A 24,363-nucleotide genomic window follows, 5' to 3' on the forward strand; every position below is an offset into this window, starting at 1 on the left:
TGAGCAATCCCGACAGTGTTATCAAGGAGAAAGTAATGACAACGGTACGCCATGAGAAAGACTCTATGGGCGCAATCGAGGTTCCGGCTGACAAGCTATGGGGCGCGCAAACCCAGCGTTCGCTGGAGCACTTCCGTATTTCGACCGAAAAAATGCCCGTCTCGCTGATTCAGGCGCTGGCACTCACCAAACGTGCAGCGGCAAAAGTAAACCAGGATTTAGGCCTGCTGGGCGCAGATAAAGCCACCGCGATCATTAATGCCGCCGACGAAGTGCTGGCCGGTAAACATCCCGACGAATTTCCCCTCGCCATCTGGCAAACCGGTTCCGGTACCCAAAGCAACATGAACATGAACGAAGTGCTGGCGAATCGGGCAAGTGAACTGCTGGGCGGCGTGCGCGGCATGGAGCGTAAGATCCACCCGAACGATGACGTTAACAAAAGCCAGAGTTCCAACGACGTCTTCCCGACGGCGATGCACGTAGCGGCGGTGATCGCGATCCGCGAGCAGCTTATTCCGCAGCTCAACGTGCTCAAAACCACGCTCAACGAGAAAGCGCAGGCCTTCCGCGACATCGTTAAAATTGGCCGTACTCACCTTCAGGACGCTACGCCACTGACGCTCGGTCAGGAGATTTCCGGCTGGGTGGCGATGCTGGAACATAACCTGAAGCATATCGAGAACAGTTTGCCCCATCTGGCGGAGCTGGCGCTCGGTGGCACGGCGGTCGGTACCGGGTTAAATACGCATCCTGAGTACGCGGTGCGCGTGGCGAAGGAGCTTGCGGCCATTACCGGACAGCCATTCGTCACGGCGCCCAATAAATTCGAAGCGCTGGCGACCTGCGATGCGCTGGTTCACACCCACGGCGCGCTGAAAGGTCTGGCGGCTTCGCTGATGAAAATTGCCAACGACGTCCGCTGGCTGGCCTCAGGGCCGCGCTGCGGTATCGGTGAAATCAGCATTCCGGAAAACGAGCCGGGCAGCTCTATCATGCCGGGTAAAGTCAACCCGACCCAGTGCGAAGCCATGACCATGCTCTGCTGTCAGGTGATGGGCAACGACGTGGCCGTTAACCTGGGCGGCGCGTCCGGCAACTTCGAGCTAAACGTCTATCGTCCGATGGTGATTCATAACGTGCTGCAATCTGTTCGTCTGCTGGCCGACGGGATGGAGAGCTTTAACGAGCATTGTGCGGTGGGCATAGAGCCAAACCGCGAGCGCATCAGCCAGCTGCTGAATGAGTCTCTGATGCTGGTCACCGCACTCAATACCCATATCGGCTACGACAAGGCCGCCGAGATCGCCAAAAAGGCGCACAAAGAGGGGCTAACGCTGAAAGCTGCCGCTCTGGCGCTGGGTTATCTAACGGAGGCGGAATTTGACGCCTGGGTTCGCCCGGAAGCGATGGTCGGCAGTCTGAAATAATCATCCCGCCACATACAGGTGCAGCCGCGGAATAATCAGCTGTAGCGGCTGCGCCTGAGGCCGATAACGGTGCTGAACATTTTCAGCGTCGTAATTCAGCAGCTCACCAATATCCGGCACGATGGCGCCCTGATCGGCATCATAAAGCGCAATCAGCGGCGTCGGGCAGGCATATTGTACCTGTTTTTGCTGACCGGAATACCAGACGCGAGCGATAGGCTGCACCTTTACCGGACGCTTAATTTTGAGGCGCGTATCCGCCGGTAACGAGGCGATGCTGTGATACTCCTGCTCCAGACGCTCAATCCACTGTTCACGCGACCACGGTGCAACGGTACGCGGTGCCTTAAGACTTTTTTCCAGCTGCGCCAGCACCTCATCCCGGGTGAAGTTTTTAATGATGTGCTTATTCGCCCAGCCGAAGCGTAGCGTGGCAGGGTGACGCAGTACGGTCAGCGTGCGGTAGGCATTAAGGGTAATTAATCCCGGAAGCTGGCGGTGCACCCACTCAAACCGGGCGGCCGGAGCGAGGCCGGACTCTTCGGTCACTATCTTCTCAAACGTTGCTTTCAGGGCGTTGATATGCGCAATCTGGTTTTCCAGCGCCTCGCGCGTGGTGGCATCGGTTTGCAGGCAGATCACGCCCGGCAGGCGCACGGCCGCCTTGCTGCTGCGCTGTTCCGACTGCTGCTGAATAAAAAGGTGGCGGTAGTGCTTCAGGGCCAGCTCAAGCGCGGCGCCGCCGATATGCTGCTTCACCTCAATGGCGTCGAGCGGATCGTGCTCCGCGCCTTTGGCGATATCGGGCAGGGTAAAGACGCGCGCGGCCAGCAGGCGGCAGGTTTGTAAACGCGCGGTCAGCGTCAGCAAATCGTGTTCTATTTCGCGGAACGTGCTGTTCAGCCGTTCGATGAGATCGTAGGTTGCCATAAGCACTCTCATTAGTTACAACATACTTATCATATAGCACAGCACTCCGGGTCAGGCCAGCGTGCGGTTAAGGTCAGACAGGGACGGGAAGGGCGATGTTATGGTACACCGGCCAGTTAAAGCAGAAGCGTGCGCCGCCGAGTTCGCTCTCCTCACAATGCACCGTGCCGCCCATGGCCTGCGCAATAGAGTAAACAATAGCCAGCCCCAGTCCGCACCCGCCGGTGGCGCGATCGCGGCTGGGATCGAGGCGGACAAACGGTTCAAATACGGTTTCTCGTGCTTCTGGGGCAATTCCCGGTCCATCGTCTTCAACTGTCAGGCTTGCCTGGTTACCCTGCAAATCCAGTCCAATCTGTAGCGTACTTTCGCTGTAGCGCATGGCGTTGTTCAGCAGGTTATCAAGCACGCGCTCCATCAGCCGCATATCGAGCGCGCCGTAATCGCCGGGCGTGACGCGCGTCAACAGCGTGCGTTGCGGGTTCACGCTCTGGACATCATCAATATGGGTTTGCAGCCAGGCGGGCAGATCTGGCGCACTGAGGTTCAGCTCGTTTTGTGGGCGGTCGAGGCGCGCGTAGGTGAGCAGCTCCTCAATCAGCGCTTCAAGCTGACCAATATCGCGGTTAAGCGCGAGTGACTCCGCTTCTGTCAGATTCTCGCTCATCTCCAGACGATAGCGCAGGCGAACCAGTGGCGTGCGCAGCTCGTGGGCAATTCCGTCGATTAGCTGTTTTTTACTGGCGATCAGGGCATTAATATTATCGGCCATCTGGTTAAAGGCCACGCCCAGCCGTTCAAAGCTGGAACCGCTGTCGAAGTGAATGCGCTCGGTGAAATGCCCCTCGCCAAAACGCTGTGCGGCGGATTCCAGCTTCAGCATGTCCTGCCAGTGGGGACGCATCCAGATAAAGACGGGAAACGCGAGCGAAATGGCGATAAAGGCCATCAACGCCATGTCCAGCAGGCGCATCTGGTGAAGATAATAGAGATAAGGAACCGGCCCGACAGCCAGCACATAATGGCTGCGCGGAATACGCTGGATAAAGGTGTATTTCTCATCCAGCGCCACGATATCGCCATCGCGCAGGCGCTGCATTGCGGGCGGATCTAACTCGAAATCTTTTAATGGCTCGATGCGTAAATCAAATGACAGGTTCAGATCGAGTTCTTTGAGGGTGTTCGCCCAGTCGTGCGGCGGGATCTCTCTGAGTTCGCTCCGCATCAGATACAGCGAGCTTTTCATCAAATCGTCCAGCGACTGCCTGCCCGCACGTTCGGCGGTAAATTTATAGACCAGCCCGACCAGCATGGTCATGACCAGGAAGCAGACAAACAGTAAAAGATAAAACTGCACAAACAGCTTTTTCATTCCATCTCACCGGAAAAACGCAATAGGCAGAATATACATGAAAAACCTCACCTGTTTTCATGTCTGTGACGCCTCTTACATTGCGTGCGCACTTCTTTTGACCTTGGCGATGAGTTTTTCCGTGACGGCCAGGCCTTCCGCAATGTGCGCATCAATCACATCCGTTCCGAAGTCCCTGATTAAGTCCAGGAGCATTTCGTAAGACTGAATCAGTTCCAGCAGGTCAAAGAGCGCTTTTAGGTCGGTACCTGAGGGGGAGGATTGCCTAAAGGTTAGCTGATTAACAATCCATTCAAGATTGGTTTTGATGGCTTCTACTTCATGGTAGCTATACATATTTCATAGGCTTAAATCCTCATTTCAAGATTTCATGGGAGGGAATGTGCGGAACAGGTGTGAGCAGGTAGCGGGGCCGGTGCGGCCTGAAGAAGAGACAATTGAACTTTAATTATGGATTAGATAGCGTGCTTAGCAAGTATTTGTTGCGCAAACGGGTAATTAAACGCGAGAAAGAGAAGGCATCGCGATGTAATGCCTTCATTTCGAGCATGTTTGGTTAGCCGGTGAGCGTAATCAGGTTTCCCAGGCGTGCGGGGCAAACAGATAACCTTTGTTACGCACGGTTTTAATGCGGTAGGGCTCGGTGGCATTATCCTGCAACTTTTTGCGCAGGCGCGAAATCGCAACGTCGACGCTGCGGTCCATGCCGTCATAGCTCACGCCACGCAGGTTTTTCAGCAGCGCGTCACGGTCCATGATTTGCCCGGCATGCGTTGCCAGTTCCCACAGCAGGTCAAAGTCGGCGGTGGAGAGGGCGATAAGCTCGCCGGAAAGCAGCACCTGGCGGTTGATCGGATCGATAGACAGCGTACCAAAACGCATCGCTTTGTGCGGCGTCAGAGAGGGGGCGGGCGATTCGCGTTCGACACTTGCGTGCTGGCGCAAATGCAGGCGCAGACGGGCAAGCAGAACGGCAGGCGGTGTGGTTTTCAGAATGTAATCGTTGGCACCCATCTCCAGCGACAGGATATGGTTCATATCGCTGTCCAGAGAGGTGAGCAACACGATAGGACCTTCCCAGCGGGCGCGCAGGTCGCGGCAGAGGGTCATGCCGTCTTTGCCAGGCAACATGATATCCAGCAGCACCAGGTCCGGGTTTTCACGGACGACCACCTCTTCGGCCCGATCGCCGCGAGGCTCAACAATGACGTCCATATCATGTTTGCCCAGATAGGCGGCGATCAACTGCCCGACTTCGGGTTCGTCTTCAACATAAACAATCTTATTCATACAACGTCTGTTTTCGTGAAAAAAGCCAACATACACCGCGGAACCTTAACCTTCCATTAATCTTTCAAAATTAACGCCGCTTCCGTTATTCTGGCTCATATTGTTATTTGATTGTTATAGGAAAAAGTATGGGGCTGGTGATCAAAGCGGCGCTGGGAGCGCTGGTGGTGTTACTGATAGGCATTCTGGCAAAAACCAAAAACTACTATATTGCCGGGCTGATCCCGCTGTTCCCGACCTTTGCGCTTATTGGCCATTATATTGTGGCGTCTGAAAGGGGAACCGAGGCGCTACGCACCACCATTGTGTTTGGTATGTGGTCTATCATCCCCTATTTTCTCTACCTGCTTTCGTTATGGTATTTCACCGGTTTTCTACGGCTTCCCCTGGCGCTGGGCGGGGCAGTGGTTTGCTGGGGGCTCAGCGCCTGGGTGTTAATTTTCTTCTGGAGCCGCTTTCACTAGCGTAACGGGCGGCCGCCGTCCACGGCAAAGGTTCTGCCGGTGACATAGCAACTGGTGAGCAGGTAATCCACAAGGTCGATCACCTCTTTCTCGCCTGGGGCTATTTTCATGAGCGACTTATTGAGCGCCTGCTGGCGATACTCCGCATCATCGTTTTCATTAAATAAAATCATCGCCGGAGCGATGGCATTCACCTTCACCTCAGGCGCGAGCTTGCGGGCGAACGAACGCGTCATGTTATCCAGCGCGGCTTTACTGGCCGCATAGGCGATGTGCTTGTCGCTGCCGCGTTCCACTACATAGTCGGTGAAGTGAATAATGTCCCCCGCAGCATGACCATGGCCACGCAGCAGATCCTGCAGGGCGTGGTTAAGCAGATAAGGGGCATTGACGTGGATCTGCAGCATCGCGGAGAGCGTTTCGCTGAGTGACGTGCCGGGTTTCTCGGCCCGCCAGGCGCTGGCGTTATGGATCACGGCGCGCAACCCCGTGGTGGTGGCTTTCACCTTCTCCGCAAAGGCCAGAATGCCCTCATCAGTGGAAAAATCGGCCTGAATACAGACGGCTCCGGCTTTGCGCAAACCCTCAATTGACGGGTATTCCGTACGGTAACTGACAATGACCGGATGGCGAAGGTTGAGAAAATGATGGGCGAGGGCGAGGCCGATACGGCGGCCTCCACCCGTGATCAGTATTGGGCGAAGCGGTGTATTTCCCATCGTATTCTCCTTTACAGTTCAACAATGGGAAAGACGAGGGCTATCCCATTAACATCCAGGTTGCCGGAACGGCAGCAACCAGTAACAGTCCGATTAAGGCCATCTCACGCCGTCTCAGCGCGTTCTCCAGCTGATGCGTGCGGCGGGCGTAGATAAACACCAGCAGACCCGGCGCATACAGCACTACCGACAGCAGCAGATGCATAGGCCCGGAAGCATACAACAACCACAGACCGTAAATACAGGCCCCGATACCCACGATATAATGCGCCGGACGCGTGGCGATTTTTAACAAATACGCGCCCACTAAGAAATAGGGTACCAGAATCATCTCTGAGGCGATGGTCAGCAGGGTGTTATAGTCTGAACCTGTGAGCCAGATCAGCACCAGACAGACCTGAACGCTAATATTGGTCAGCCAGAGAGACGCTGAAGGGGCATTATTTTGGTTTTGACGGGCAAACAGGCGTGGAAACGCTTTGTGCGTCGCGGCCAGGAACGGCACTTCAGCCGCCATGATGGTCCAGCTCAGGTACGCGCCGCAGACGGAGACGATCAATCCCGCGGCAATCACGACGTCACCCCACGGGCCAAGCATTTTCACCATCAGCCCGGCCATTGACGGGTTACGCATTTCGGCCAGTTCAGGACGCGCCACCACGCCCAGCGACAGCAGCGTGACCAGCAGATACACGCCCAACGCCGCCAGGACAGCCAGCAGCGTGGCACGGCCCACATCACGTTTGTTACGCGCGCGGGCAGAGACCACGACTGCCCCCTCAACGCCGATGAATACCCACAGGGTGATCAGCATCGTGTTTTTCACCTGCTCCCAGACCGGAACGCCCAGCGCAATGCCGCTGAAATCAAGCGTAAACACATCAAGACGAAACGCAATAAAGGCCAGTACGATAAACAGGCCGAGCGGCACCAGTTTCGCCAGCGTTGCCACCAGGTTGATGCTGGCGGCGGTCTGGACGCCGCGCAAAATCAGCCAGTGAACTACCCAGAGCAGCACCGAGGCACCGACAATTGACTGCCAGGTATTGCCGTCACCAAACAGACGCAGTTCAGGCGTATCGGTAAAGAAGCTGAGCGCTGAGAAAACGATCACCAGATAGGAGACGTTGGCGATCACCGCGCACAGCCAGTAGCCCCAGGCGGAGCAGAAGCCGATCAGCTCGCCAAATCCTTCACGCGCATAGGTGAAAATACCGCCGTCCAGATCGGGGCGAATGCGGGTGAGCAGCAGCATGGCGAACGCCAGCAGCAATATCCCGACGCCGGTAATCCCCCAGCCGATGAGTAACGCGGCGGGGCTTGCGACGGCAGCCATGTTCTGCGGTAAACTGAATACGCCCGCACCCAGCATTGAGCTTAAAACGAGTGCAGTCAGAGCACTCAGGCCAAGTTTCTTTTCCATTGGCTTCCTGTTATGAAAAGTCCCAATCCAGAATAATTATTTCGCTGCGGCGCATAAAAATGGTGGATTACACTAAGGCGCGGGATTTTACGGAGTGTCACGAAAGCATGCAATGATGTGTGGCAGAAATTCGAAAAAAGTAACAAAAAAAGGCGGCGTTGCGCCGCCTTTGGTCAATGATTTTGTTACTTGTACAGATCGGCGCTGATGGTCACGTTGTTACCACGTTCCTGCCACTGGCGGGTGATATGGTAATACTTCGCCCCTTTCTTCGCCGCACGCTTCGCGACCTGGTAAGAGACTTCCGTCATGTTGCCGTAGTTGCCGGTAAACTTGATGCTGTCGAACGGCACCATCTGTGCAGCAGTGGCTTTGTTCAGCTCTTCAATTTTGGTGCCGTCTGGCAGCGTCACGGAATAGCGGCCACCTTTCGTGGATTGCGTTTCAAAGAAACGGCCCACTTCAGCGCTTGGCGCAGCAGTCGTCGCTACGCCTGGAATTTCAACTTTCTTCGCTTCTTCGCCGCCTTTCGCTATCGCCGCGCGACCCGCTTCGGAGTCAGCAGGGATGGCATCCGGGCTCTGCAGAACGCGTTTCTTCGCATCTTCTTTATAGATGAATGCGGTAATACGCTGGTTGCCGCCCTGGTTAGCATCCACCTGGCGCACGATATAGAACGAGTAGGCCCCTTTCTCTTTCGCGGCTTTGGTGATGGCATCGTTCACTTCAGGCTGGCTGCGATAGAAGCCCTGAACGGTAACGGTGTCGTACGGTTCCAGCTCAATTGCCTGATCTTTTGGCAGCTCAACGATACCGTTAATCACACGGTTTTTCGGTGCGTCTGCTTTTGGCGCATTGTCTTTATACAGCGCAATGGTTACGCGCTGGTTGCCGCTGTTGCCATAATCAGACTGGTCAACAACGTAAAACGAGGCCGCCCCGTTTTTATCAGCGGCTTTTGATGCGGCGGCGACGGCATCGCCAATAGAATTATAACGACCCACAATGACCGTATGGTCAAAAGGTTTTAACGCTGCCGCTTGCTCTGGCGTTAACTCTGTTGCGGCATTCGCAGACAGGGCGGTCGCACAGAGAAGTGCGGACGCCAGGAGTGTGTTCTTAAGCTTCATAAAAATAATCCTTCGCCTTGCGCAAACCATGTACTGGTATTGTTGTTAATTTGAGACGGCCCCGATTATGGCATTTAAAACCCGTCGCTGTCTGCGCCATTTTTCACTGCCTGTGCTCACTGAATTAACGAATTCGATAACATTTAGTGATATGTTGAAAAAACAGGCGTTTGACAAGTAAAACTGATAAAGCATATGACTTTTACAAGTTAATTTAATGTTAATAACTTGTTCTCTTATGGCGCTATATCATGTTTTTACCGCTTCGCTTGCGCTATTTATCGGTTCTGGCGATGAATTTAAGGTAAATATCACTGTCAGTGACGCCGATCGCTTATTTTTCACAGATAAAGTAAGAAATAGTGTTTTCTGGCGGTAGATCACGGGCGCTATTTTCAGTAGGTTATAGACAGTTTGTTACTGTTTTATTTTCCGGGGTTAATCATCTCTCATCGCTATGAGAATGGCGAAAATTGATACAAACCGCGGGCATTTATCGACAAACCATCATCAAAAACCGATGGAAGGGAAAACTATGCGTATTGGGGTACCAAAAGAACGGTTAGCCAATGAAACCCGCGTAGCGGCAACACCGAAAACGGTGGAGCAACTGCTTAAGCTGGGTTTTACCGTCGCGGTTGAAAGCGGCGCAGGCAAACTGGCGAGTTTCGATGACGAGGCCTTTATCCAGGCGGGTGCGGAAGTGGTGGACGGTGCTGAAGTCTGGCAGTCGCCGGTTATTCTGAAGGTTAACGCACCGGAAGAGAGTGAGATTGCGCTCCTGAATCCGGGCACCACGCTGGTGAGCTTCATCTGGCCTGCGCAAAATCCAGCGCTTATGGAGAAGCTGGCTGCACGTGGCGTGACCGTGATGGCGATGGACTCCGTGCCGCGCATTTCGCGCGCGCAGTCGCTGGATGCCTTAAGCTCCATGGCTAACATTGCGGGTTATCGCGCGATTGTGGAAGCGGCTCACGAATTTGGACGCTTCTTTACCGGTCAGATCACCGCGGCGGGGAAAGTCCCTCCGGCAAAAGTCATGGTGATTGGTGCGGGTGTGGCAGGGCTTGCCGCAATCGGTGCGGCAAACAGCCTCGGCGCTATCGTGCGCGCATTTGATACCCGTCCGGAGGTGAAGGAACAGGTCCAGAGTATGGGAGCCGAATTCCTTGAGCTGGACTTCAAGGAAGAAGCGGGCAGCGGTGACGGTTACGCGAAAGTCATGTCCGAAGCCTTTATCAAAGCCGAAATGGAACTCTTCGCCGCTCAGGCGAAAGATGTCGACATTATTGTGACCACCGCGCTGATTCCGGGTAAACCTGCGCCCAAGCTTATCACCCGTGAGATGGTGGATTCCATGAAGCCGGGCAGCGTGATTGTCGACCTGGCGGCGCAAAACGGCGGTAACTGTGAGTACACCGTTGCTAATCAGGTGACGACCACCGCCAACGGCGTGAAGGTGATCGGCTATACCGATCTGCCAGGCCGCCTGCCAACGCAGTCGTCTCAGCTGTACGGCACCAACCTGGTTAACCTGCTGAAGCTGCTGTGCAAAGAGAAAGACGGAAACGTCACCGTTGATTTCGACGATGTCGTGGTGCGCGGTGTTACCGTTGTCCGTGATGGTGAAATCACCTGGCCGGCACCGCCGATTCAGGTTTCTGCTCAGCCTCAGGCCGCGCCGAAAGCGGCGCCAGAGCCAAAAGAACCCGCTAAACCGGCGTCTCCATGGCGTAAATACGCCATCATGGCGCTGGTCATTATCCTGTTCGGTTGGCTGGCTGACGTCGCGCCGAAAGAGTTCCTCGGCCATTTCACCGTCTTCGCGCTCTCCTGCGTGGTCGGTTACTACGTGGTGTGGAACGTCTCCCACGCGTTGCACACGCCGCTGATGTCGGTAACCAACGCCATCTCCGGGATTATCGTGGTCGGGGCGTTACTGCAGATTGGTCACGGCGGCTGGATCAGCTTCCTGAGCTTTATTGCGGTGCTGATCGCCAGTATCAATATTTTCGGTGGTTTCACCGTGACTCAGCGCATGCTGAAAATGTTTCGTAAAGGCTAAGGGGTAGCATATGTCTGGAGGATTAGTCACAGCCGCATACATTGTTGCTGCAATCCTGTTTATTTTCAGTCTGGCGGGGCTTTCCAAACACGAAACGTCTCAGCAGGGGAATAACTTTGGTATCGCCGGGATGGCGATTGCGCTGATCGCCACCATCTTCGGGCCGGACACCGGCAACGTGGCGTGGATCCTGGTGGCGATGATCATCGGCGGCGCGATCGGTATTCGCCTGGCGAAACGCGTTGAAATGACCGAGATGCCGGAGCTGGTTGCTATTCTGCACAGCTTTGTGGGTCTGGCGGCCGTGCTGGTGGGCTTCAACAGCTACCTGCATCACGAACCGGGTCTGGAACCGATTCTGGTCAACATTCACCTGACCGAAGTGTTCCTCGGCATCTTTATTGGTGCGGTGACCTTCACCGGCTCAATTGTGGCGTTCGGCAAACTGCGCGGTAAGATTTCGTCTAAACCGCTGATGCTGCCAAACCGTCACAAGCTGAACCTGGCGGCGCTGGTGGTATCGTTTGTACTGATGGTTATCTTCGTGCGTACCGAAAGCGTGGGCCTGCAGGTGCTGGCATTACTGGTGATGACCCTCATCGCGCTGGCATTTGGCTGGCACCTGGTGGCGTCTATCGGTGGTGCGGATATGCCGGTGGTGGTCTCCATGCTGAACTCCTACTCCGGTTGGGCGGCGGCGGCGGCAGGCTTTATGCTGAGCAACGACCTGCTGATCGTCACCGGTGCGCTGGTGGGTTCATCTGGTGCGATCCTGTCTTACATCATGTGTAAGGCGATGAACCGTTCGTTTATCAGCGTTATCGCCGGGGGATTTGGTTCTGACGGCTCCTCTACCGGTTCTGATGAAGAAGTGGGTGAGCACCGTGAGATCAGCGCGGAAGATACCGCAGAGATGCTGAAAAACTCGCACTCGGTCATTATCACCCCGGGCTATGGCATGGCGGTGGCGCAGGCGCAGTATCCGGTCGCAGAAATTACTGAGAAGCTGCGCGCGCGTGGGATCAAGGTTCGCTTTGGTATTCACCCGGTGGCGGGACGTCTGCCAGGCCACATGAACGTGCTGCTGGCGGAAGCGAAAGTGCCTTACGACATCGTGCTGGAGATGGACGAGATCAACGATGATTTCGCCGATACCGACACCGTGCTGGTCATTGGCGCTAACGACACCGTTAACCCGGCGGCGCAGGACGATCCGCGCAGCCCAATCGCGGGTATGCCGGTTCTGGAAGTATGGAAGGCGCAGAACGTGATAGTCTTCAAACGCTCCATGAACACCGGCTATGCTGGCGTGCAGAACCCGCTGTTCTTCAAAGAGAACACCCACATGCTGTTTGGCGACGCCAAAGCCAGCGTGGATGCGATTCTGAAAGCACTATAATTTCGCTTCACCCTGACAAACCGCTCTTCGGGGCGGTTTTCTTATTTCTGCGGTCAGCTTTTCTCCTCTGTCTATACTTTACCCTTTGTGTAAGACGAGGAGGTGTAATGCAATTTCTGTCCCGCTTCGACATCATCGCGTTGATGATGACGCCGACATTTTGGGTAGGCGTCGCCACGGTTGTCTTTGTCACGCTGCTGGTGTACTGGCTGCTGACGCGCCTGATCGCGTTCGTTAAGAAAGGGATCACCACCTGGGGCGACAAACACCCGACCACCAACCGGATGCGTTTTATCCTGAGCGATATGCTTAACAGGACGAGTCGGATCCTGCTTTTTGTCGTAGCACTTCTGTTCAGCCTGCGTTTTGTTGACTTACCCGATCATCTTTTTGGCACGGTCAGCCATGCCTGGTTCCTGGTTTTCGCGATTCAGGTGGCACTGTGGATGGATCAGGGCGTTGTGTCGTGGCTACGTCACGTCATGCTGGCACCGGGAAGTCATAAAAACCCGGTTACGCTGGTGATCACGGGGCTTATTCTCCGTGCCATTGTCTGGTCAGTGATGCTGCTGTCTATTCTTGCTAACGCGGGCGTCAACATCACTGCTCTGGTTGCCAGCCTTGGGGTGGGGGGGATTGCCATCGCTCTCGCCGTACAAACGATCCTGAGCGACGTGTTTGCCTCCCTGTCCATTGGTTTTGATAAGCCGTTTGAAATTGGTGATTTTGTGGTGTTCAACGACGTGGCGGGGACGGTAGAGCACATTGGCCTTAAAACGACCCGCATACGCAGCCTGAGCGGGGAGCAGATCGTCTGCGGCAACGCCATTTTGCTCCAGCAAACGCTCCACAACTACAAACGTATGCAGACACGTCGTATCGTCTTTACCTTTGGCGTGGCCAGCGACACGCCGCCCGATAAGCTGCGCTACGTGGGGGATATGGTCAGGCAAATCATCACCGATGTGGGTGAGACAAAATTCGATCGTGCCCATTTTCTCGGATTTGACCGCGACCGTCTGACGTTTGAAGTCGTTCATATCGTCAATACCGCGGATTACAACAAATACATGGATATCCAGCAGGAGATCAATATCCGTATTCTTGAAGGGCTCAATGCTCAGGAGATTAAGCTGGCACTGCCGAGCATGGTATTGCACGCGCCGTGGATGCAGGATGAGGCGGGTGAACAGCCGAAGCCGGTGATGGAGAGCTGAAAAAAAAGCCCGCCGGAGCGGCGGGCTGACAGGGTTATATTAATCGTCTTCCGGATCGTCCAGCTCAATCGGCGTCTGGAACTCATCTGGCTTAATGACCAGCAGGTCACAGCGCAGATGGTCGATCACCTGTTCGGCGGTATTGCCGAGGAACGCGGCAGAAATACCGGTCCGGCCAATGGTCCCCAGGACCACAATCCCGGCCTGCAAATGTTCTGCTAAATCCGGGATCACCTCTTCAGGCAGCCCTTTCTCTACGTGCGTCATATTCTCATCAATGCTGAACTTCTGGCGCAGCGCTTTCATGGCCAGCAAATGCTGGCCGCGAATGGCGTCGTTATAGACGCTGGGGTCAAATTCAGGCAACTCAATGGCGATATTGATTGGGGTGACTGGATAGGCGCCCACCAGATGCACTTCAGTGTGATTGACCTGGTCAGCGAGCTGGATGGTTTCCTTCACCAGCTTCTCGTTGAGTGAATTATGATAATCCTCTTCGCTGGCGAGGTTTACTGCCACTACGGCTTTCCCGCCCTCCGGCCACGGCTGGTCTTTCACCATCCAGACCGGGCAAGGGCATTTACGCAGCAAGTGCCAGTCGGTTGGGGTGAAGATCACGGATTCCAGCTTGTCGTGCTGGTGCGCCATCTTCAGCAGCAGGTCGTGTCCACCGGCAACGACTTCCTGGATAATGGCTTCAAAAGGTCGGTTATGCCAGACCACTTTGATATCAATAGGAACCCCCGCTTCAAGGTAATACTTCGCCTGTTCACGGATCCACGCGGTACGCTGACTGATGACGCCCTGACGCATAGCGGTGCGCTCGTCAGGCGACAGAAGGGTGGTCATCTCATACGAGAAGTCATAGATCGGCAAAAACGCTTTGATTTTGCCGCCAATCCGTTGATGTAGATACACAGCACGTCGTAATGCCGGCTGATCGTCCTGATTAGGATCGATAGCTACCAGCATGTTTTGATACTTGGCCATACAGGTCTCCTTACTACTGTCACCACAGTCTGTAAGTAAAAGAGTAACCTATATATCCTGAATGAAACAGAGGAGAGCTTTTGTCAGATCAATAATTCATGAAAATTTATCAGAGGAAAAGCACCGTGGTTGTCACCGCGATAAACGCAATAAACAGCAGCACCATCACCGCTATTGCAAACGTCGTGGAGTCCTGCACGTAGGTTTTTTCCTCCCCCTTCATTGGGCCGACAAGCATGATCCAGATGAAGATAAAGGTCACTGAGGCAATCACGACTGAAACGAAAAACAAACTTTCTCTCAATTCATAACCTCAACGACAACCTTTCAGGCGCTGTGTGGGGATGTGCTACGGTGAAGACGGCTTAAAGCGGAAGTGATTATACCAGACTAATAAATCATGTGAATTTATCAGTCTGGTGATCAACATGCGGAGAGTTATGCCACGTTGCGGGCATGACCGGCAAGCACGGCCAGTGCTTCACCGTTTTCGATAGTGATGTATTTACCCTTAACGGCCAGCATCCCGCTTTTCTGGAAACGACCCAGCAGACGGCTGATGGTTTCCACGGTCAGGCCCAGGTAGTTACCGATATCACCACGGGTCATGGTCAGACGGAATTCGCGCGGCGAGAAACCCCGTTCGGCGAAGCGGCGGGAGAGGTTGTAGATAAACGCGGCCAGGCGCTCTTCTGCATTCTTTTTAGAAAGCAGCAGAATCATGTCCTGATCGCCTTTGATCTCACCGCTCATCAGACGCATCATCTGCTGACGCAGGTTAGGCATCTTACCGGACAGGTCGTCCAGCGTTTCAAACGGGATTTCGCAAACCATAGAGGTTTCAAGCGCCTGAGCAAAGCTCGGGTGATGGCCTGTGCCGATGGCATCAAAGCCCACCAGGTCACCCGCCAGATGGAAGCCGGTGATCTGCTCATCACCCTGTTCGGTGATGGTATAGCTCTTGATGGTGCCAGAGCGGATAGCATAGAGCGATTTCAGTTCGTCTCCGGCTTTAAACAGCGTCTGCCCTTTCTGAATAGGCTTTTTGCGCTCGATGATATTATCAAGCTGATCGAGTTCATGCTCATTCAGGGTAAACGGGATACAGAGCTGGCTGATGCTGCAATCCTGGCAATGGATAGCACAACCGCCAGACTGAATGCGTCGTATAATTCGCTTTTCCGGGATCATAGGTTTGCTCAAGCCTTAATTGATATTGGTCAATTTTAACATCTTTTTGGTAAGTACGTAAGCCTGACAAACCATCAATAAGGACAAGAGACGGCAATGTGTCGCCATCTTCTTGAAATTCCACAGCTTGATTATGGATTTTTAGCCTAACCGGTAGAAAATTAAGCACAAAAAGCCTGGGATCTACAGCAGAAGATATCCTTCGTGACGCAGCAACCACTCCTTGCGCTGCACGCCACCGGCATAGCCGGTCAGGGTACCGTTGCGTCCGATGACGCGATGGCAGGGAACGACAATGCTAACGGGATTAGAGCCATTGGCGGCCCCCACCGCACGCGCGGCGCCTGCGCGGCCCAACTGCTCCGCGAGCTGGCCGTAATGCATGACCTGCCCGCAGGGAATGGCCCGCAGCGCCTGCCACACTTCACGCTGGAAAGGGGTGCCAGCCGTGGCGGTGGGGAGTGTATCGATGATGCTGAGATCGCCCTCGAAGTACGCCGCAAGCTTATCGCTCAGCCCACCCGGATTGGTGGCGCGGATACGTTCAAAACCTTGCGCCCGATAATGAATGTTCAGCAGCTCTTCCATGCGGTCGCTGTGCTCTTCCCATTCAACGGCGCGCAGACAAGACTGCTCGTCCGCGATCACCCACAGCGGCCCAAGCGGCGTCGCAATTTTATCTTCGAGTAATCTCAGCATCCTCATTCCTTTAGTTCAGCCTCGGGTAGATCCCCGGCCCAATCGGCAGGCCGACAAGATACCATGCCACCAGCATCACCAGCCATACCCCTAAAAAGATAAGCGGGTAGGGCAAAACCAGCGAATAGTAGGTACCCAGTTTTGCCTCGGGTTTATAGCGCTGCAGAAAGCCTAAAAACAGCGGGACAAACGGCGAAACCGGTGCAAGCGGGATCACTGACGAATCGGCGATGCGGAACAGGATCTGCGCAAACGCCGGATGGAAGCCCAGCATCATAAACATCGGCACGAAGATCGGGGCCAGAATCGACCAGATGGCGGAGCCGCTGGCGATGAACATGCACAGCAGGGACGACAATAGCGCCAGGCCGACAAACGCCGGTACGCCGCTTAACCCGGCAGCTTCCAGCGCGTCGGTCAGGCCCACGGCCATAAACTTGCCCATGTTGCTCCAGTTAAACATCGCCACAAACTGCGCCAGCGGGAACACCATGACGATAAAACCCGCCATCTCTTTCATCGGTTCGATCATCAGCTGCGGCAGATCGCCCTGACGGCGAATTTTGCCGGTGGCGATACCATAAGCGAGCGAAACGACAAAGAAGAAGAGAATGATCAGCGGCACAATACCCTGTATAAACGGCGAGGGCAGGACGGTATGTTTAACCGGATCGCGTAGAATACCGTTTTCCGGCACCACCATCAGCGCGACCATGGCGATGAATACCAGCGAGACAATACCGGCCACGCGCAGGCCGAATTTCTGCTCTTTGCTCAGCGTCTCCAGCGTTTCATCGCTACGGCCTTCCCATTTGCCCAGACGCGGCTCGATGATCTTGTCGGTAATCAGCCCGCCGACAATCGTCAGAACAATCACTGAGCTGGCCATAAAGTACCAGTTGTCGATTACGCTGACGTGCATTGCTGCGTCAATGGTTTTCGCCGCCTCCGTGCTGATGCCCGAGAGCAATACGTCGGTGGTGACAATCAGCAGGTTGGCGGTAAATCCGCAGCCCACGCCCGCAATTGCCGACAGCAGGCCCGCCACCGGGTGCCGCCCGACGGCGAGGAAGATCAACGCCCCCATTGGCGGCATGATCACCAGCGCGGCATCGGAGGAGATATGGCTGAAGAAGGCGATAAACAGCACCATATAGCTGGCGTAACGTGCGCTGACGTGGGATGCCATTTTTACCATCAATGCAGGCAGCAAACCCACGCGCTCTGCCAGCCCGGCCCCTAATACCAGTGCCAGAATGGCCCCTAGCGGGGCGAAGCCGCTGAAGTTTTTGATGACGTTAGGTAAAAACCAGTGCAGCCCGTCAACGCTGAGCAGGTTTTTCACCGCCACCAGGCTGCCATCGGCCGGACTTCGCACGCTCACGTCAAAGGCGGAGAGCACGGCGGTGGCAACCATCAAAATGACAATCAGATAGATAAACAGCAGGAAAGGGTGTGGCACTTTATTGCCGATCCTTTCAACCCAGCCATAGAGCTTACCGGATGGGGAATGCGAAGGTATGGATGACATACTCATGGGCGTTCCTCGGGAGTGTTGTGTTGTTGTGTTGTGTTTTTTTATTTTAAAGGTGACGGTGTCACGCCCTGTGGGATCGGACACACGTACGGTTTTTCTTGTATTTGTTGTTCGAACTCTTCACGACATTTTTTTAGCAGGGCTGCATCCTGCAGCAGATTCAGTGCCGTGGCGCCCATGACTTTCCCGGCCAGCAGCATGCCTTTGTGAGCAATGGAGGTTCGCCCCTGTGCCACCAGTTGCCAGGTATGCAGCGGCGTTCCCACGGTAAAGCAGGGGCTGAAGCACTGGGCGACCGGCATTTTCCAGCTGACGTCACCCACATCCGTTGAACCCGCCAGCACGTTATCGGTAATGGCATAGGGCGCAATCTCATCCATCAGGAGTGTCTCCTGATGACGGCGGGCAAAGGCTTTACCGGCGTCTCCGCCCGTGGCGGCTATATTTTTGAGGCTATTCTGCAGGTCGTTGGGCGCGAGCGTAGCGCGGATCTCACGGGCAAAGTCGCGCTCTTCAGCAGTCCACGCCGGCGTGCCGTAGTGTTGTAATGCCCGATACATTGCCGCTTCAAGCGTGCGGTTCGGCAGGTAGCTGGAGCAGGCTTTATCAAAGCGACACTCCACGGTGGTTTCGGTCATCATTGCCGCGCCCTGGGCGATTTTCTCAATGCGTTCGTAGATCTGCTGCGCATCGGCCATCTCCGGGGCGCGGATCAGGTACAGCACTTCGGCCTGGGCCTGCACCACGTTGGGCGAAATCCCGCCGGTATCGGTGATGGCGTAATGGACACGCGCTTTCTCAATGATGTGTTCATTAAGGAAGTTGGTGCCGGTCGTCATCAGCGTCACGGCATCCAGCGCGCTGCGCCCCAGATGAGGGGAGTTGGCCGCATGCGCCGCCACGCCGTGAAAACGCCAGGCGGCCTGAATATTGGCCAGGGTGCTGACGTTAAACATGCCGGCAAAGGCTTCCGGGTGCCAGGTGACGGCGGCATCGACGTCATCAAACAGTCCTTCCCGCACCATAAAGGTTTTGCCGGAGCCGCCTTCTTCCCCGGGGCAGCCGTAAAAACGCACCGTTCCGCTACCGCCATGCTGTTCAAGCCAGCTTTTTACCGCCACCGCACCGGCCAGCGCCGCGGTGCCCAGGAGGTTATGCCCGCAGCCGTGACCATTCGCTCCCGGCGTGGCGGATTGCGCGGTTGCACAATGCGCCTGCTGGCTTAGCCCGGCCAGCGCATCGTATTCACCGAGCAGGGCGATAACCGGTTTCCCACTGCCGTAGCTCGCAATAAAAGCGTTTGGAATACCGCCCGCCTCGCGAGTCAACGTAAAGCCTTCGGCTTCCAGCGCCCCAGCGAGTCGTTCGGCGGACCAAAATTCTTCAAAGCGGGTTTCAGGGTGATCCCAGATGGCATCGGCTATATCGGTTAGCGTCTGACATCGCGTATCGATGGCATCGGCAATAAAAGCGTAGTTCTCCTGCATTACACACCTCGCGTCCACGGAAAATTGAGCGCAGTCCGCGCCAGCGTTTCGATGGCGATAGCCATAACCTGTTCATCGAAGTCGAATTTTTCGTTGTGATGGCCGGCGCTCAAATCCGTGCCGAATACCATATATGACGCCATGCCGCCGTTTTGCTGCACGCGGGCCATCATCAGCGTGGCGTCTTCGGAGCCGGCGGGGGCTTTGACCTTATCGATAGCGCGAGCAATGCCGGAAACCTGGCTCGCCTGTTCGCGCAGATAATCAACCCAGGCCGGTGTGGGCGCGCTGGAGGTGGCGGCCCCCATCAGACGCATCTCCGCCTTCACGCCGTAGAGTGCGGCCGCCCCGGTAATGACGGCCTGCGCGCGTTCAAAGACATACTGATTTATGGCTTCGCTTTCCCCGCGGGTTTCCACTTTGATGAGCGCATTCGCGGGCACCACGTTGCGGCCGCTTCCGGCCTGCATGACCCCGACGTTGACGCGGGAAGCCCCTTCACTGTGCGGTGCGATGCTGTGTAAGGCGAGAGCGGCCTGCGCGGCGGCGAGCAGGGCGTTTCGCCCGTCCTCCGGTTTTCCGCCTGCGTGTGCGGCAACGCCCGTAAAATTCACGTCGAACTTGGTGGTCGCCATAAAGTTATCGCTGCCGCAGATCGCCGTTCCGGCAGGCACGCCGGTACCGATATGGATGGCAGTAAAATAGTCCACGCCATCCAGCGCCCCGGCGGCAACCATAGCGCGTGCGCCGCGCGTCCCTTCTTCGGCAGGCTGAAAGATGAGCCTGATGGTGCCGTTGAGCTGCGCTTCATTCTGCTTAAGCACCTGCGCCAGTCCCAGACCAATGGTGGTATGGCCGTCATGCGCGCAGGCGTGCATCATTCCCGGGTTGCAGGAGGCAAAACCGTCGCGGAACGGGCGATGGCTGTTGTCCTGCGCTTCGCTTAAATCAAGGGCATCCATGTCTACGCGAAACGCCAGGATTGGCCCCGGGCGGCCAGTCTTAAGGGTCGCCACAATGCCGGTAAATCCGCCTTCAAACGGTGCCAGCCATTTTTCGGGGGCGCCTTGCGCACGCGCTCGGGCAAATTCTCGCGCCAGCGTTGCGTCATCGGGCAATCCCATTCGGCTTTCGGCATCCACCACATCACGGCCCATCGCCAGTTCGTACCCCAGCGAATCAAGAATTTCAGCGACTTTCGCTGCAGTTCTAAACTCTACCCAGCCGGATTCCGCAAAATGGTGAAAATCGCGACGCCACGCGCTCAGCTGCGGCGTTAATGTCTGGATGTACTGCGCCAGTGTGTCCATATCTCTTCCCGTCATCATTAAAAAATGTGAACTGCTTCACGCTGTGATAGTTTTTACTTATCACTAACCGATTTTTCACAGTTTTAACCGTTCAGGAATTACCCTCGCACATCCCTTTCCATTAAAGTAGATGACAGTTTCTTTACTCTGATAAACAACGGTTATCGGTCGGGCTATGACATTTCAGATTAAATTTCATCAAATCCGGGCGTTTGTTGAAGTCGCGCGTCAGGGCAGTATTCGCGGTGCCAGCAGGACGCTGAATCTTTCGCAGCCAGCGCTGACCAAATCGATCAAAGAGCTGGAAGAGGGTATGGCGGCACAGCTTTTTGTGCGCCGGAGTAAAGGTGTTGCCTTGACCGAGTGTGGCGAGGGCTTCTACCAGCGCGCCAGACTGATTCTGGAAGAGTTGCGTGCGGCGCAGGATGATATTCGCCAGCGGCAGGGGGAACTGGCCGGGCAGATCAATATCGGGATGGGCGCCAGCGTTTCACGCAGCCTGATGCCTGCCGTTATTACGCGCTTTCATGCACAACACCCCCAGGTCAAGGTACGGATTATGGAGGGGCAGCTGGTGTCGATGATCAATGAATTACGCCAGGGTGAGCTGGATTTCACCATTAACACCTATTATCAGGGGCCTTACGACCATGAATTTACGTTCGAAAAGTTGTTTGAAAAACCGTTTGCGGTATTTTGCCGGGAAGGGCATCCGGCGACAGGGGCAACATCCATTAATGAACTTTTGCATTATAACTGGACAATGCCGACGCCGCGGGGAAGCTATTATAAGCAATTAGAAGATCTATTTCGCCACCGCTCGCAAATACCGCGAATTGGGGTGGTGTGTGAAACATTTTCGTCCTGTATAAGCTTGGTTGCGCAAAGTGATTTTTTAAGTATCCTGCCGCAGGAGTTGGGCTCTGACCCGCTTCTGGCGCACCGTCTCGTCATTCTACCGGTTGTCGAATCGCTTCCAAAAGCCGCGTATTATTTAATTCAGCGACGTGATTCACGTCAGACACCTCTTGCTGAATCCTTAATTACGCAATTCAGAAGGGAAGCGAGAAAAATAGACGCAGCGGAAAATTAAAAATAAAAAAAACAGAGTCTGCCCGACATCAGACAGACCCTACAGTACACACAGCAGTACGTCCTTTTGCCAGTCCTGAGTATTATTTCCATGGGGCAGGTTTATTTAGTTATAACACCTTTTCCGAAAAAAGACAGGTTGACGAGTGATTGATTTCACGAATTTTTAACGTAAATCACTTATTTTACCTTCACTGAAGTTTTAGTTAAGTCTGGTTTAAGTGCGTATCACCCTTATTATATATTCGCCGGGTAAATATATATGCCGTGAGTGGGCCGCTGACGGTTATTGAGACACATGTCTGGCACAGGTATAGTACCTCCCTCAGAAGTAGCCGGAGGATCCCCATGAACCCTGACGACAAATCACTTTTTCTTGACGCCATGGAGGATGTCCAGCCCATGAAGCGCTGCTCGGATATCCACTGGCAGCCGATGAGAAACGCACGGGCGCGGCAGGAGATGGATACTGAACAGCTGGACAACTTTCTGACGCTGGGGTTTCTGGAACTCCTGCCCCTTGAAGAACCGCTGGCGTTCCAGCGCGAAGGGGTACAGCAGGGCGTTATAGAGAAGCTGCGTTCGGGGAAATACGACCGACAGGCCAGCTTAAACCTGTTGCGTCAGCCCGCCGAACGCTGCCGACAGATGCTGTATTCCTTTATCAGTCAGGCCCGTCGTGACGGATTACGTAACCTGATCATCATTCACGGGAAAGGGCGCGAACAGAATTCGCATCCCAATGTGGTGCGCAGCTATCTGGCACGCTGGTTAACTGAGTTCGAGGAAGTGCAGGCTTTCTGCGTGGCGCTGCCGCATCACGGCGGCAGCGGGGCATGTTACGTTTCACTGCGGAAATCCGATGAAGCGAAACAGGAGAACTGGGAACGGCACGCCAAGCGCAGCCGTTAAGGCGGTTTTCGCGGGCGAGGCGATCGCCCGCCTGTGACTCAGAAGGTTTCCCAGTGACTGTCAGGCGTGGCGTTAGCCGTTGCCGGACGCAGTAGCTGCGGCGTTTTCACATTTGCCGGACGTGAGGCGACCGCGTGTTCTTTTCCGTTCAGACGAAACGCGGCCACAGCCTGACGCAGCTGTTCGGACTGATCTTCCAGTGCCGCCGCCGCCGTAGCGGACTGCTGCACCAGCGCGGCGTTTTGCTGCGTCACGCTGTCCATTTGCGAAACGGCCAGGCTCACCTGTTCAATACCGCGGCTCTGCTCATCGGAGGCCGACGAAATCTCACCCATGATATCGGTTACGCGGGTCACGGCGGCGACAATCTCCTTCATGGTCGCGCCCGCTTCGCTAACCTGCTCAGAACCGGTATTCACCCGGCTGACGGAGTTCTCGATAAGCCCTTTGATCTCTTTCGCCGCCTGTGCACTGCGGCTCGCCAGCGTACGGACTTCGCCTGCGACGACCGCAAAACCACGCCCCTGTTCCCCGGCGCGTGCGGCTTCTACCGCGGCGTTAAGCGCCAGAATATTGGTCTGGAACGCGATGCTGTCAATCACGCCAGTAATGTGGGCAATCTGCTGGGAACTGTCGGCAATTTCGGTCATGGTGCGAACCACGTTATCCACGACGTGGCCACCACGTGCTGCGGTTTCAGAGGCATTCTTCGCCAGTAACGTAGCCTGACGGGCGTTATCGGAGTTCTGTTTAACCGTCGCGGTCAGCTCTTCCATGCTGGCGGCCGTCTCTTCGAGCGAGGCGGCCTGCTCTTCGGTGCGAGCGGAAAGATCGTTGCTGCCTGCGGCAATTTCACCTGCGCCGGTGTAGATGGAGTCGGTACTGCCGCGCACGGCGCTGACGGTAGTCACCAGAGATTGTTGCATCTCATGCAGGCCTGCGGCCAGTTGACCCATTTCATTGCGGCCAGAGAGCGCGATATTCTGCGTCAGGTCGCCCCCCGCAATGGCGCGAATATGGTTCATAATGGTGTTGAGTGGTTTTAACAGCAGGTGTTGTAACCCCTGCCAGATGACCACCAGCACGGCGATAACGGCCAGGAAAATGACTGCCAGCGTCCACTGCATTTGCGTAAAGCTGCTTTGGTTCTCTTCGGTTGCCGCTTTCAGCAGCGTGTTGTTTTCGGCGCGCCAGCGGTTATAGACCGCTTCCATATCATCCTGAGCCTGCTGAGCATCCAGATCGCCATAGGCCTGGTAGTTGTCGGCGCGAAGATACTGAATCGACAAACGCATGACCTCATGCATCTGATTCCAGGATTTTTGCATCTCGTCAGTTAACGCCGCATTCTGGCCGTTAACCTGCGGCAGTTTCTGCCACGCTTTGTTATAGGTTTCTGCTTTAGCCAGCGAGTCACTTGCGGTATCAAGCAGTTTGTTGATCGCGGCAAGGGAAGCCGGATCGCGCTGGTTTTTCAGGTAGCGGATCGCCACGCGGGTCACGGTGACGCGCGTTTTTACCAGCGTGTTTACGCTGTCGCTCAGATTTTCCTGCTGGGCATTGAGCACGCCGGAGTTCTGGAAGTTATGGCGATCGTTGCTGACGGCGGAGTAGAACAACCCTCCCGTGACAACTTGCAGCAGACAGAATATGGTGAGGGCAAAGATAATACCGGTAATCACGTGCAGATTTTTCAGCATAGCGGT

The 24,363-nt window shown here is 55.2% G+C and carries 22 protein-coding genes; 7 read left to right on the top strand and 15 right to left on the bottom strand.

Annotated features, from left to right (window positions below; translation table 11 throughout):
• The first annotated feature begins 35 nt into the window (after positions 1-35).
• A complete protein-coding gene (gene fumC, locus ACOTYN_RS02420; RefSeq protein WP_045134979.1) occupies positions 36-1,430 on the top strand; it encodes a class II fumarate hydratase in 1,395 nt (464 codons plus the stop codon).
• Here fumC and tus read toward each other — a convergent pair whose 3' ends face one another.
• The 4 genes from tus to rstA form a co-directional block, all read right to left on the bottom strand.
• Positions 1,431-2,360: a DNA replication terminus site-binding protein gene (tus, locus tag ACOTYN_RS02425; RefSeq protein ID WP_332956303.1), complete on the bottom strand. Its 930-nt coding sequence runs from the start codon at positions 2,358-2,360 to the stop codon at positions 1,431-1,433.
• Between the two features lie 73 nt (positions 2,361-2,433).
• Positions 2,434-3,732, bottom strand: a complete 1,299-nt coding sequence (gene rstB / locus ACOTYN_RS02430) for a two-component system sensor histidine kinase RstB (RefSeq protein WP_014883593.1) — start codon at positions 3,730-3,732, stop codon at positions 2,434-2,436.
• Positions 3,733-3,807: 75 nt separating this feature from the next.
• Positions 3,808-4,068 (bottom strand): hypothetical protein, encoded by a 261-nt coding sequence (locus tag ACOTYN_RS02435; protein WP_047344110.1) that lies wholly within the window; start codon positions 4,066-4,068, stop codon positions 3,808-3,810.
• 237 nt (positions 4,069-4,305) lie between these two features.
• A complete protein-coding gene (gene rstA / locus ACOTYN_RS02440) occupies positions 4,306-5,022 on the bottom strand; it encodes a two-component system response regulator RstA (RefSeq protein WP_032636775.1) in 717 nt (238 codons plus the stop codon).
• A 128-nt stretch (positions 5,023-5,150) separates the two neighbouring features.
• On the opposite strand from rstA, the gene ACOTYN_RS02445 reads away from it, so the two are divergent.
• Positions 5,151-5,486 (top strand): GlpM family protein, encoded by a 336-nt coding sequence (locus tag ACOTYN_RS02445; RefSeq protein ID WP_071922290.1) that lies wholly within the window; start codon positions 5,151-5,153, stop codon positions 5,484-5,486.
• On the opposite strand, the gene folM is transcribed toward ACOTYN_RS02445, so the two are convergent.
• The 3 genes from folM to ydgH all read right to left on the bottom strand — a co-directional run bounded on the left by folM (position 5,483) and on the right by ydgH (position 8,758).
• A complete protein-coding gene (gene folM, locus ACOTYN_RS02450; RefSeq protein WP_014883597.1) occupies positions 5,483-6,205 on the bottom strand; it encodes a dihydromonapterin reductase in 723 nt (240 codons plus the stop codon). The genes ACOTYN_RS02445 and folM overlap by 4 nt on opposite strands.
• A gap of 40 nt (positions 6,206-6,245) precedes the next feature.
• Positions 6,246-7,628 carry an amino acid permease gene (locus ACOTYN_RS02455; RefSeq protein WP_023330267.1) on the bottom strand — a complete coding sequence of 461 codons (1,383 nt, stop codon included), beginning with the start codon at positions 7,626-7,628 and terminating at the stop codon, positions 6,246-6,248.
• Positions 7,629-7,813: 185 nt separating this feature from the next.
• The gene (gene ydgH, locus ACOTYN_RS02460) at positions 7,814-8,758 is read right to left on the bottom strand and encodes a DUF1471 family protein YdgH (RefSeq protein WP_014883599.1); all 945 of its coding nucleotides are present in this window, start codon (positions 8,756-8,758) and stop codon (positions 7,814-7,816) included.
• 535 nt (positions 8,759-9,293) lie between these two features.
• On the opposite strand from ydgH, the gene pntA reads away from it, so the two are divergent.
• The 3 genes from pntA (at position 9,294) to ACOTYN_RS02475 (ending at position 13,439) form a co-directional block, all read left to right on the top strand.
• A complete protein-coding gene (gene pntA / locus ACOTYN_RS02465; RefSeq protein ID WP_023330268.1) occupies positions 9,294-10,823 on the top strand; it encodes a Re/Si-specific NAD(P)(+) transhydrogenase subunit alpha in 1,530 nt (509 codons plus the stop codon).
• 10 nt (positions 10,824-10,833) lie between these two features.
• Positions 10,834-12,222: a Re/Si-specific NAD(P)(+) transhydrogenase subunit beta gene (pntB, locus tag ACOTYN_RS02470; protein WP_071922289.1), complete on the top strand. Its 1,389-nt coding sequence runs from the start codon at positions 10,834-10,836 to the stop codon at positions 12,220-12,222.
• Between the two features lie 107 nt (positions 12,223-12,329).
• On the top strand, positions 12,330-13,439 hold the full coding sequence (locus ACOTYN_RS02475) for a mechanosensitive ion channel family protein (protein ID WP_045269495.1): 1,110 nt from the start codon (positions 12,330-12,332) through the stop codon (positions 13,437-13,439).
• Positions 13,440-13,478: 39 nt separating this feature from the next.
• Here the strand turns inward: ACOTYN_RS02475 and uspE are convergent, their stop codons facing one another.
• The 7 genes from uspE to ACOTYN_RS02510 all read right to left on the bottom strand — a co-directional run bounded on the left by uspE (position 13,479) and on the right by ACOTYN_RS02510 (position 20,653).
• Positions 13,479-14,429 carry a universal stress protein UspE gene (gene uspE / locus ACOTYN_RS02480; protein ID WP_014883603.1) on the bottom strand — a complete coding sequence of 317 codons (951 nt, stop codon included), beginning with the start codon at positions 14,427-14,429 and terminating at the stop codon, positions 13,479-13,481.
• A 109-nt stretch (positions 14,430-14,538) separates the two neighbouring features.
• Positions 14,539-14,721, bottom strand: coding sequence for a hypothetical protein (locus ACOTYN_RS02485; RefSeq protein ID WP_014883604.1), 183 nt, complete (start codon positions 14,719-14,721; stop codon positions 14,539-14,541).
• A gap of 146 nt (positions 14,722-14,867) precedes the next feature.
• Positions 14,868-15,620, bottom strand: coding sequence for a fumarate/nitrate reduction transcriptional regulator Fnr (fnr, locus tag ACOTYN_RS02490; protein ID WP_006174991.1), 753 nt, complete (start codon positions 15,618-15,620; stop codon positions 14,868-14,870).
• 183 nt (positions 15,621-15,803) lie between these two features.
• Positions 15,804-16,319, bottom strand: coding sequence for a methylated-DNA--[protein]-cysteine S-methyltransferase (ogt, locus tag ACOTYN_RS02495; RefSeq protein ID WP_014883605.1), 516 nt, complete (start codon positions 16,317-16,319; stop codon positions 15,804-15,806).
• Between the two features lie 10 nt (positions 16,320-16,329).
• Entirely contained in the window at positions 16,330-17,856 is a 1,527-nt protein-coding gene (gene abgT / locus ACOTYN_RS02500) for a p-aminobenzoyl-glutamate transporter (protein ID WP_041163050.1), read from the bottom strand.
• 41 nt (positions 17,857-17,897) lie between these two features.
• Positions 17,898-19,343 (bottom strand): M20 family metallopeptidase, encoded by a 1,446-nt coding sequence (locus ACOTYN_RS02505; protein WP_332956310.1) that lies wholly within the window; start codon positions 19,341-19,343, stop codon positions 17,898-17,900.
• Positions 19,343-20,653 carry a M20 family metallo-hydrolase gene (locus tag ACOTYN_RS02510; protein WP_332956313.1) on the bottom strand — a complete coding sequence of 437 codons (1,311 nt, stop codon included), beginning with the start codon at positions 20,651-20,653 and terminating at the stop codon, positions 19,343-19,345. The genes ACOTYN_RS02505 and ACOTYN_RS02510 overlap by 1 nt, the downstream gene beginning before the upstream one ends.
• Before the next feature lie 175 nt (positions 20,654-20,828).
• Here ACOTYN_RS02510 and ACOTYN_RS02515 point away from each other — a divergent pair, with 175 nt between their 5' ends.
• Positions 20,829-21,746, top strand: coding sequence for a LysR family transcriptional regulator (locus tag ACOTYN_RS02515; RefSeq protein WP_058690816.1), 918 nt, complete (start codon positions 20,829-20,831; stop codon positions 21,744-21,746).
• A gap of 347 nt (positions 21,747-22,093) precedes the next feature.
• On the top strand, positions 22,094-22,657 hold the full coding sequence (gene smrA / locus ACOTYN_RS02520; RefSeq protein ID WP_014883610.1) for a DNA endonuclease SmrA: 564 nt from the start codon (positions 22,094-22,096) through the stop codon (positions 22,655-22,657).
• A gap of 38 nt (positions 22,658-22,695) precedes the next feature.
• On the opposite strand, the gene tcp is transcribed toward smrA, so the two are convergent.
• A complete protein-coding gene (gene tcp / locus ACOTYN_RS02525; protein ID WP_014883611.1) occupies positions 22,696-24,357 on the bottom strand; it encodes a methyl-accepting chemotaxis citrate transducer in 1,662 nt (553 codons plus the stop codon).
• Between the last annotated feature and the right edge of the window lie 6 nt (positions 24,358-24,363).

Source organism: Enterobacter cloacae complex sp. IR5458, assembly GCF_049238025.1.
In the GTDB taxonomy this organism is placed as follows: domain Bacteria; phylum Pseudomonadota; class Gammaproteobacteria; order Enterobacterales; family Enterobacteriaceae; genus Enterobacter; species Enterobacter kobei.

What these genes read in the sequence shown, in the direction of transcription:
- fumC (WP_045134979.1), top strand. Translation starts at nt 36, where the DNA reads ATGACAACGGTACGCCATGAGAAAGACTCTATGGGCGCAATCGAGGTT.
- tus (WP_332956303.1), bottom strand. Translation starts at nt 2,360, where the DNA reads ATGGCAACCTACGATCTCATCGAACGGCTGAACAGCACGTTCCGCGAA.
- rstB (WP_014883593.1), bottom strand. Translation starts at nt 3,732, where the DNA reads ATGAAAAAGCTGTTTGTGCAGTTTTATCTTTTACTGTTTGTCTGCTTC.
- ACOTYN_RS02435 (WP_047344110.1), bottom strand. Translation starts at nt 4,068, where the DNA reads ATGTATAGCTACCATGAAGTAGAAGCCATCAAAACCAATCTTGAATGG.
- rstA (WP_032636775.1), bottom strand. Translation starts at nt 5,022, where the DNA reads ATGAATAAGATTGTTTATGTTGAAGACGAACCCGAAGTCGGGCAGTTG.
- ACOTYN_RS02445 (WP_071922290.1), top strand. Translation starts at nt 5,151, where the DNA reads ATGGGGCTGGTGATCAAAGCGGCGCTGGGAGCGCTGGTGGTGTTACTG.
- folM (WP_014883597.1), bottom strand. Translation starts at nt 6,205, where the DNA reads ATGGGAAATACACCGCTTCGCCCAATACTGATCACGGGTGGAGGCCGC.
- ACOTYN_RS02455 (WP_023330267.1), bottom strand. Translation starts at nt 7,628, where the DNA reads ATGGAAAAGAAACTTGGCCTGAGTGCTCTGACTGCACTCGTTTTAAGC.
- ydgH (WP_014883599.1), bottom strand. Translation starts at nt 8,758, where the DNA reads ATGAAGCTTAAGAACACACTCCTGGCGTCCGCACTTCTCTGTGCGACC.
- pntA (WP_023330268.1), top strand. Translation starts at nt 9,294, where the DNA reads ATGCGTATTGGGGTACCAAAAGAACGGTTAGCCAATGAAACCCGCGTA.
- pntB (WP_071922289.1), top strand. Translation starts at nt 10,834, where the DNA reads ATGTCTGGAGGATTAGTCACAGCCGCATACATTGTTGCTGCAATCCTG.
- ACOTYN_RS02475 (WP_045269495.1), top strand. Translation starts at nt 12,330, where the DNA reads ATGCAATTTCTGTCCCGCTTCGACATCATCGCGTTGATGATGACGCCG.
- uspE (WP_014883603.1), bottom strand. Translation starts at nt 14,429, where the DNA reads ATGGCCAAGTATCAAAACATGCTGGTAGCTATCGATCCTAATCAGGAC.
- fnr (WP_006174991.1), bottom strand. Translation starts at nt 15,620, where the DNA reads ATGATCCCGGAAAAGCGAATTATACGACGCATTCAGTCTGGCGGTTGT.
- ogt (WP_014883605.1), bottom strand. Translation starts at nt 16,319, where the DNA reads ATGCTGAGATTACTCGAAGATAAAATTGCGACGCCGCTTGGGCCGCTG.
- abgT (WP_041163050.1), bottom strand. Translation starts at nt 17,856, where the DNA reads ATGAGTATGTCATCCATACCTTCGCATTCCCCATCCGGTAAGCTCTAT.
- ACOTYN_RS02505 (WP_332956310.1), bottom strand. Translation starts at nt 19,343, where the DNA reads ATGCAGGAGAACTACGCTTTTATTGCCGATGCCATCGATACGCGATGT.
- ACOTYN_RS02510 (WP_332956313.1), bottom strand. Translation starts at nt 20,653, where the DNA reads ATGGACACACTGGCGCAGTACATCCAGACATTAACGCCGCAGCTGAGC.
- ACOTYN_RS02515 (WP_058690816.1), top strand. Translation starts at nt 20,829, where the DNA reads ATGACATTTCAGATTAAATTTCATCAAATCCGGGCGTTTGTTGAAGTC.
- smrA (WP_014883610.1), top strand. Translation starts at nt 22,094, where the DNA reads ATGAACCCTGACGACAAATCACTTTTTCTTGACGCCATGGAGGATGTC.
- tcp (WP_014883611.1), bottom strand. Translation starts at nt 24,357, where the DNA reads ATGCTGAAAAATCTGCACGTGATTACCGGTATTATCTTTGCCCTCACC.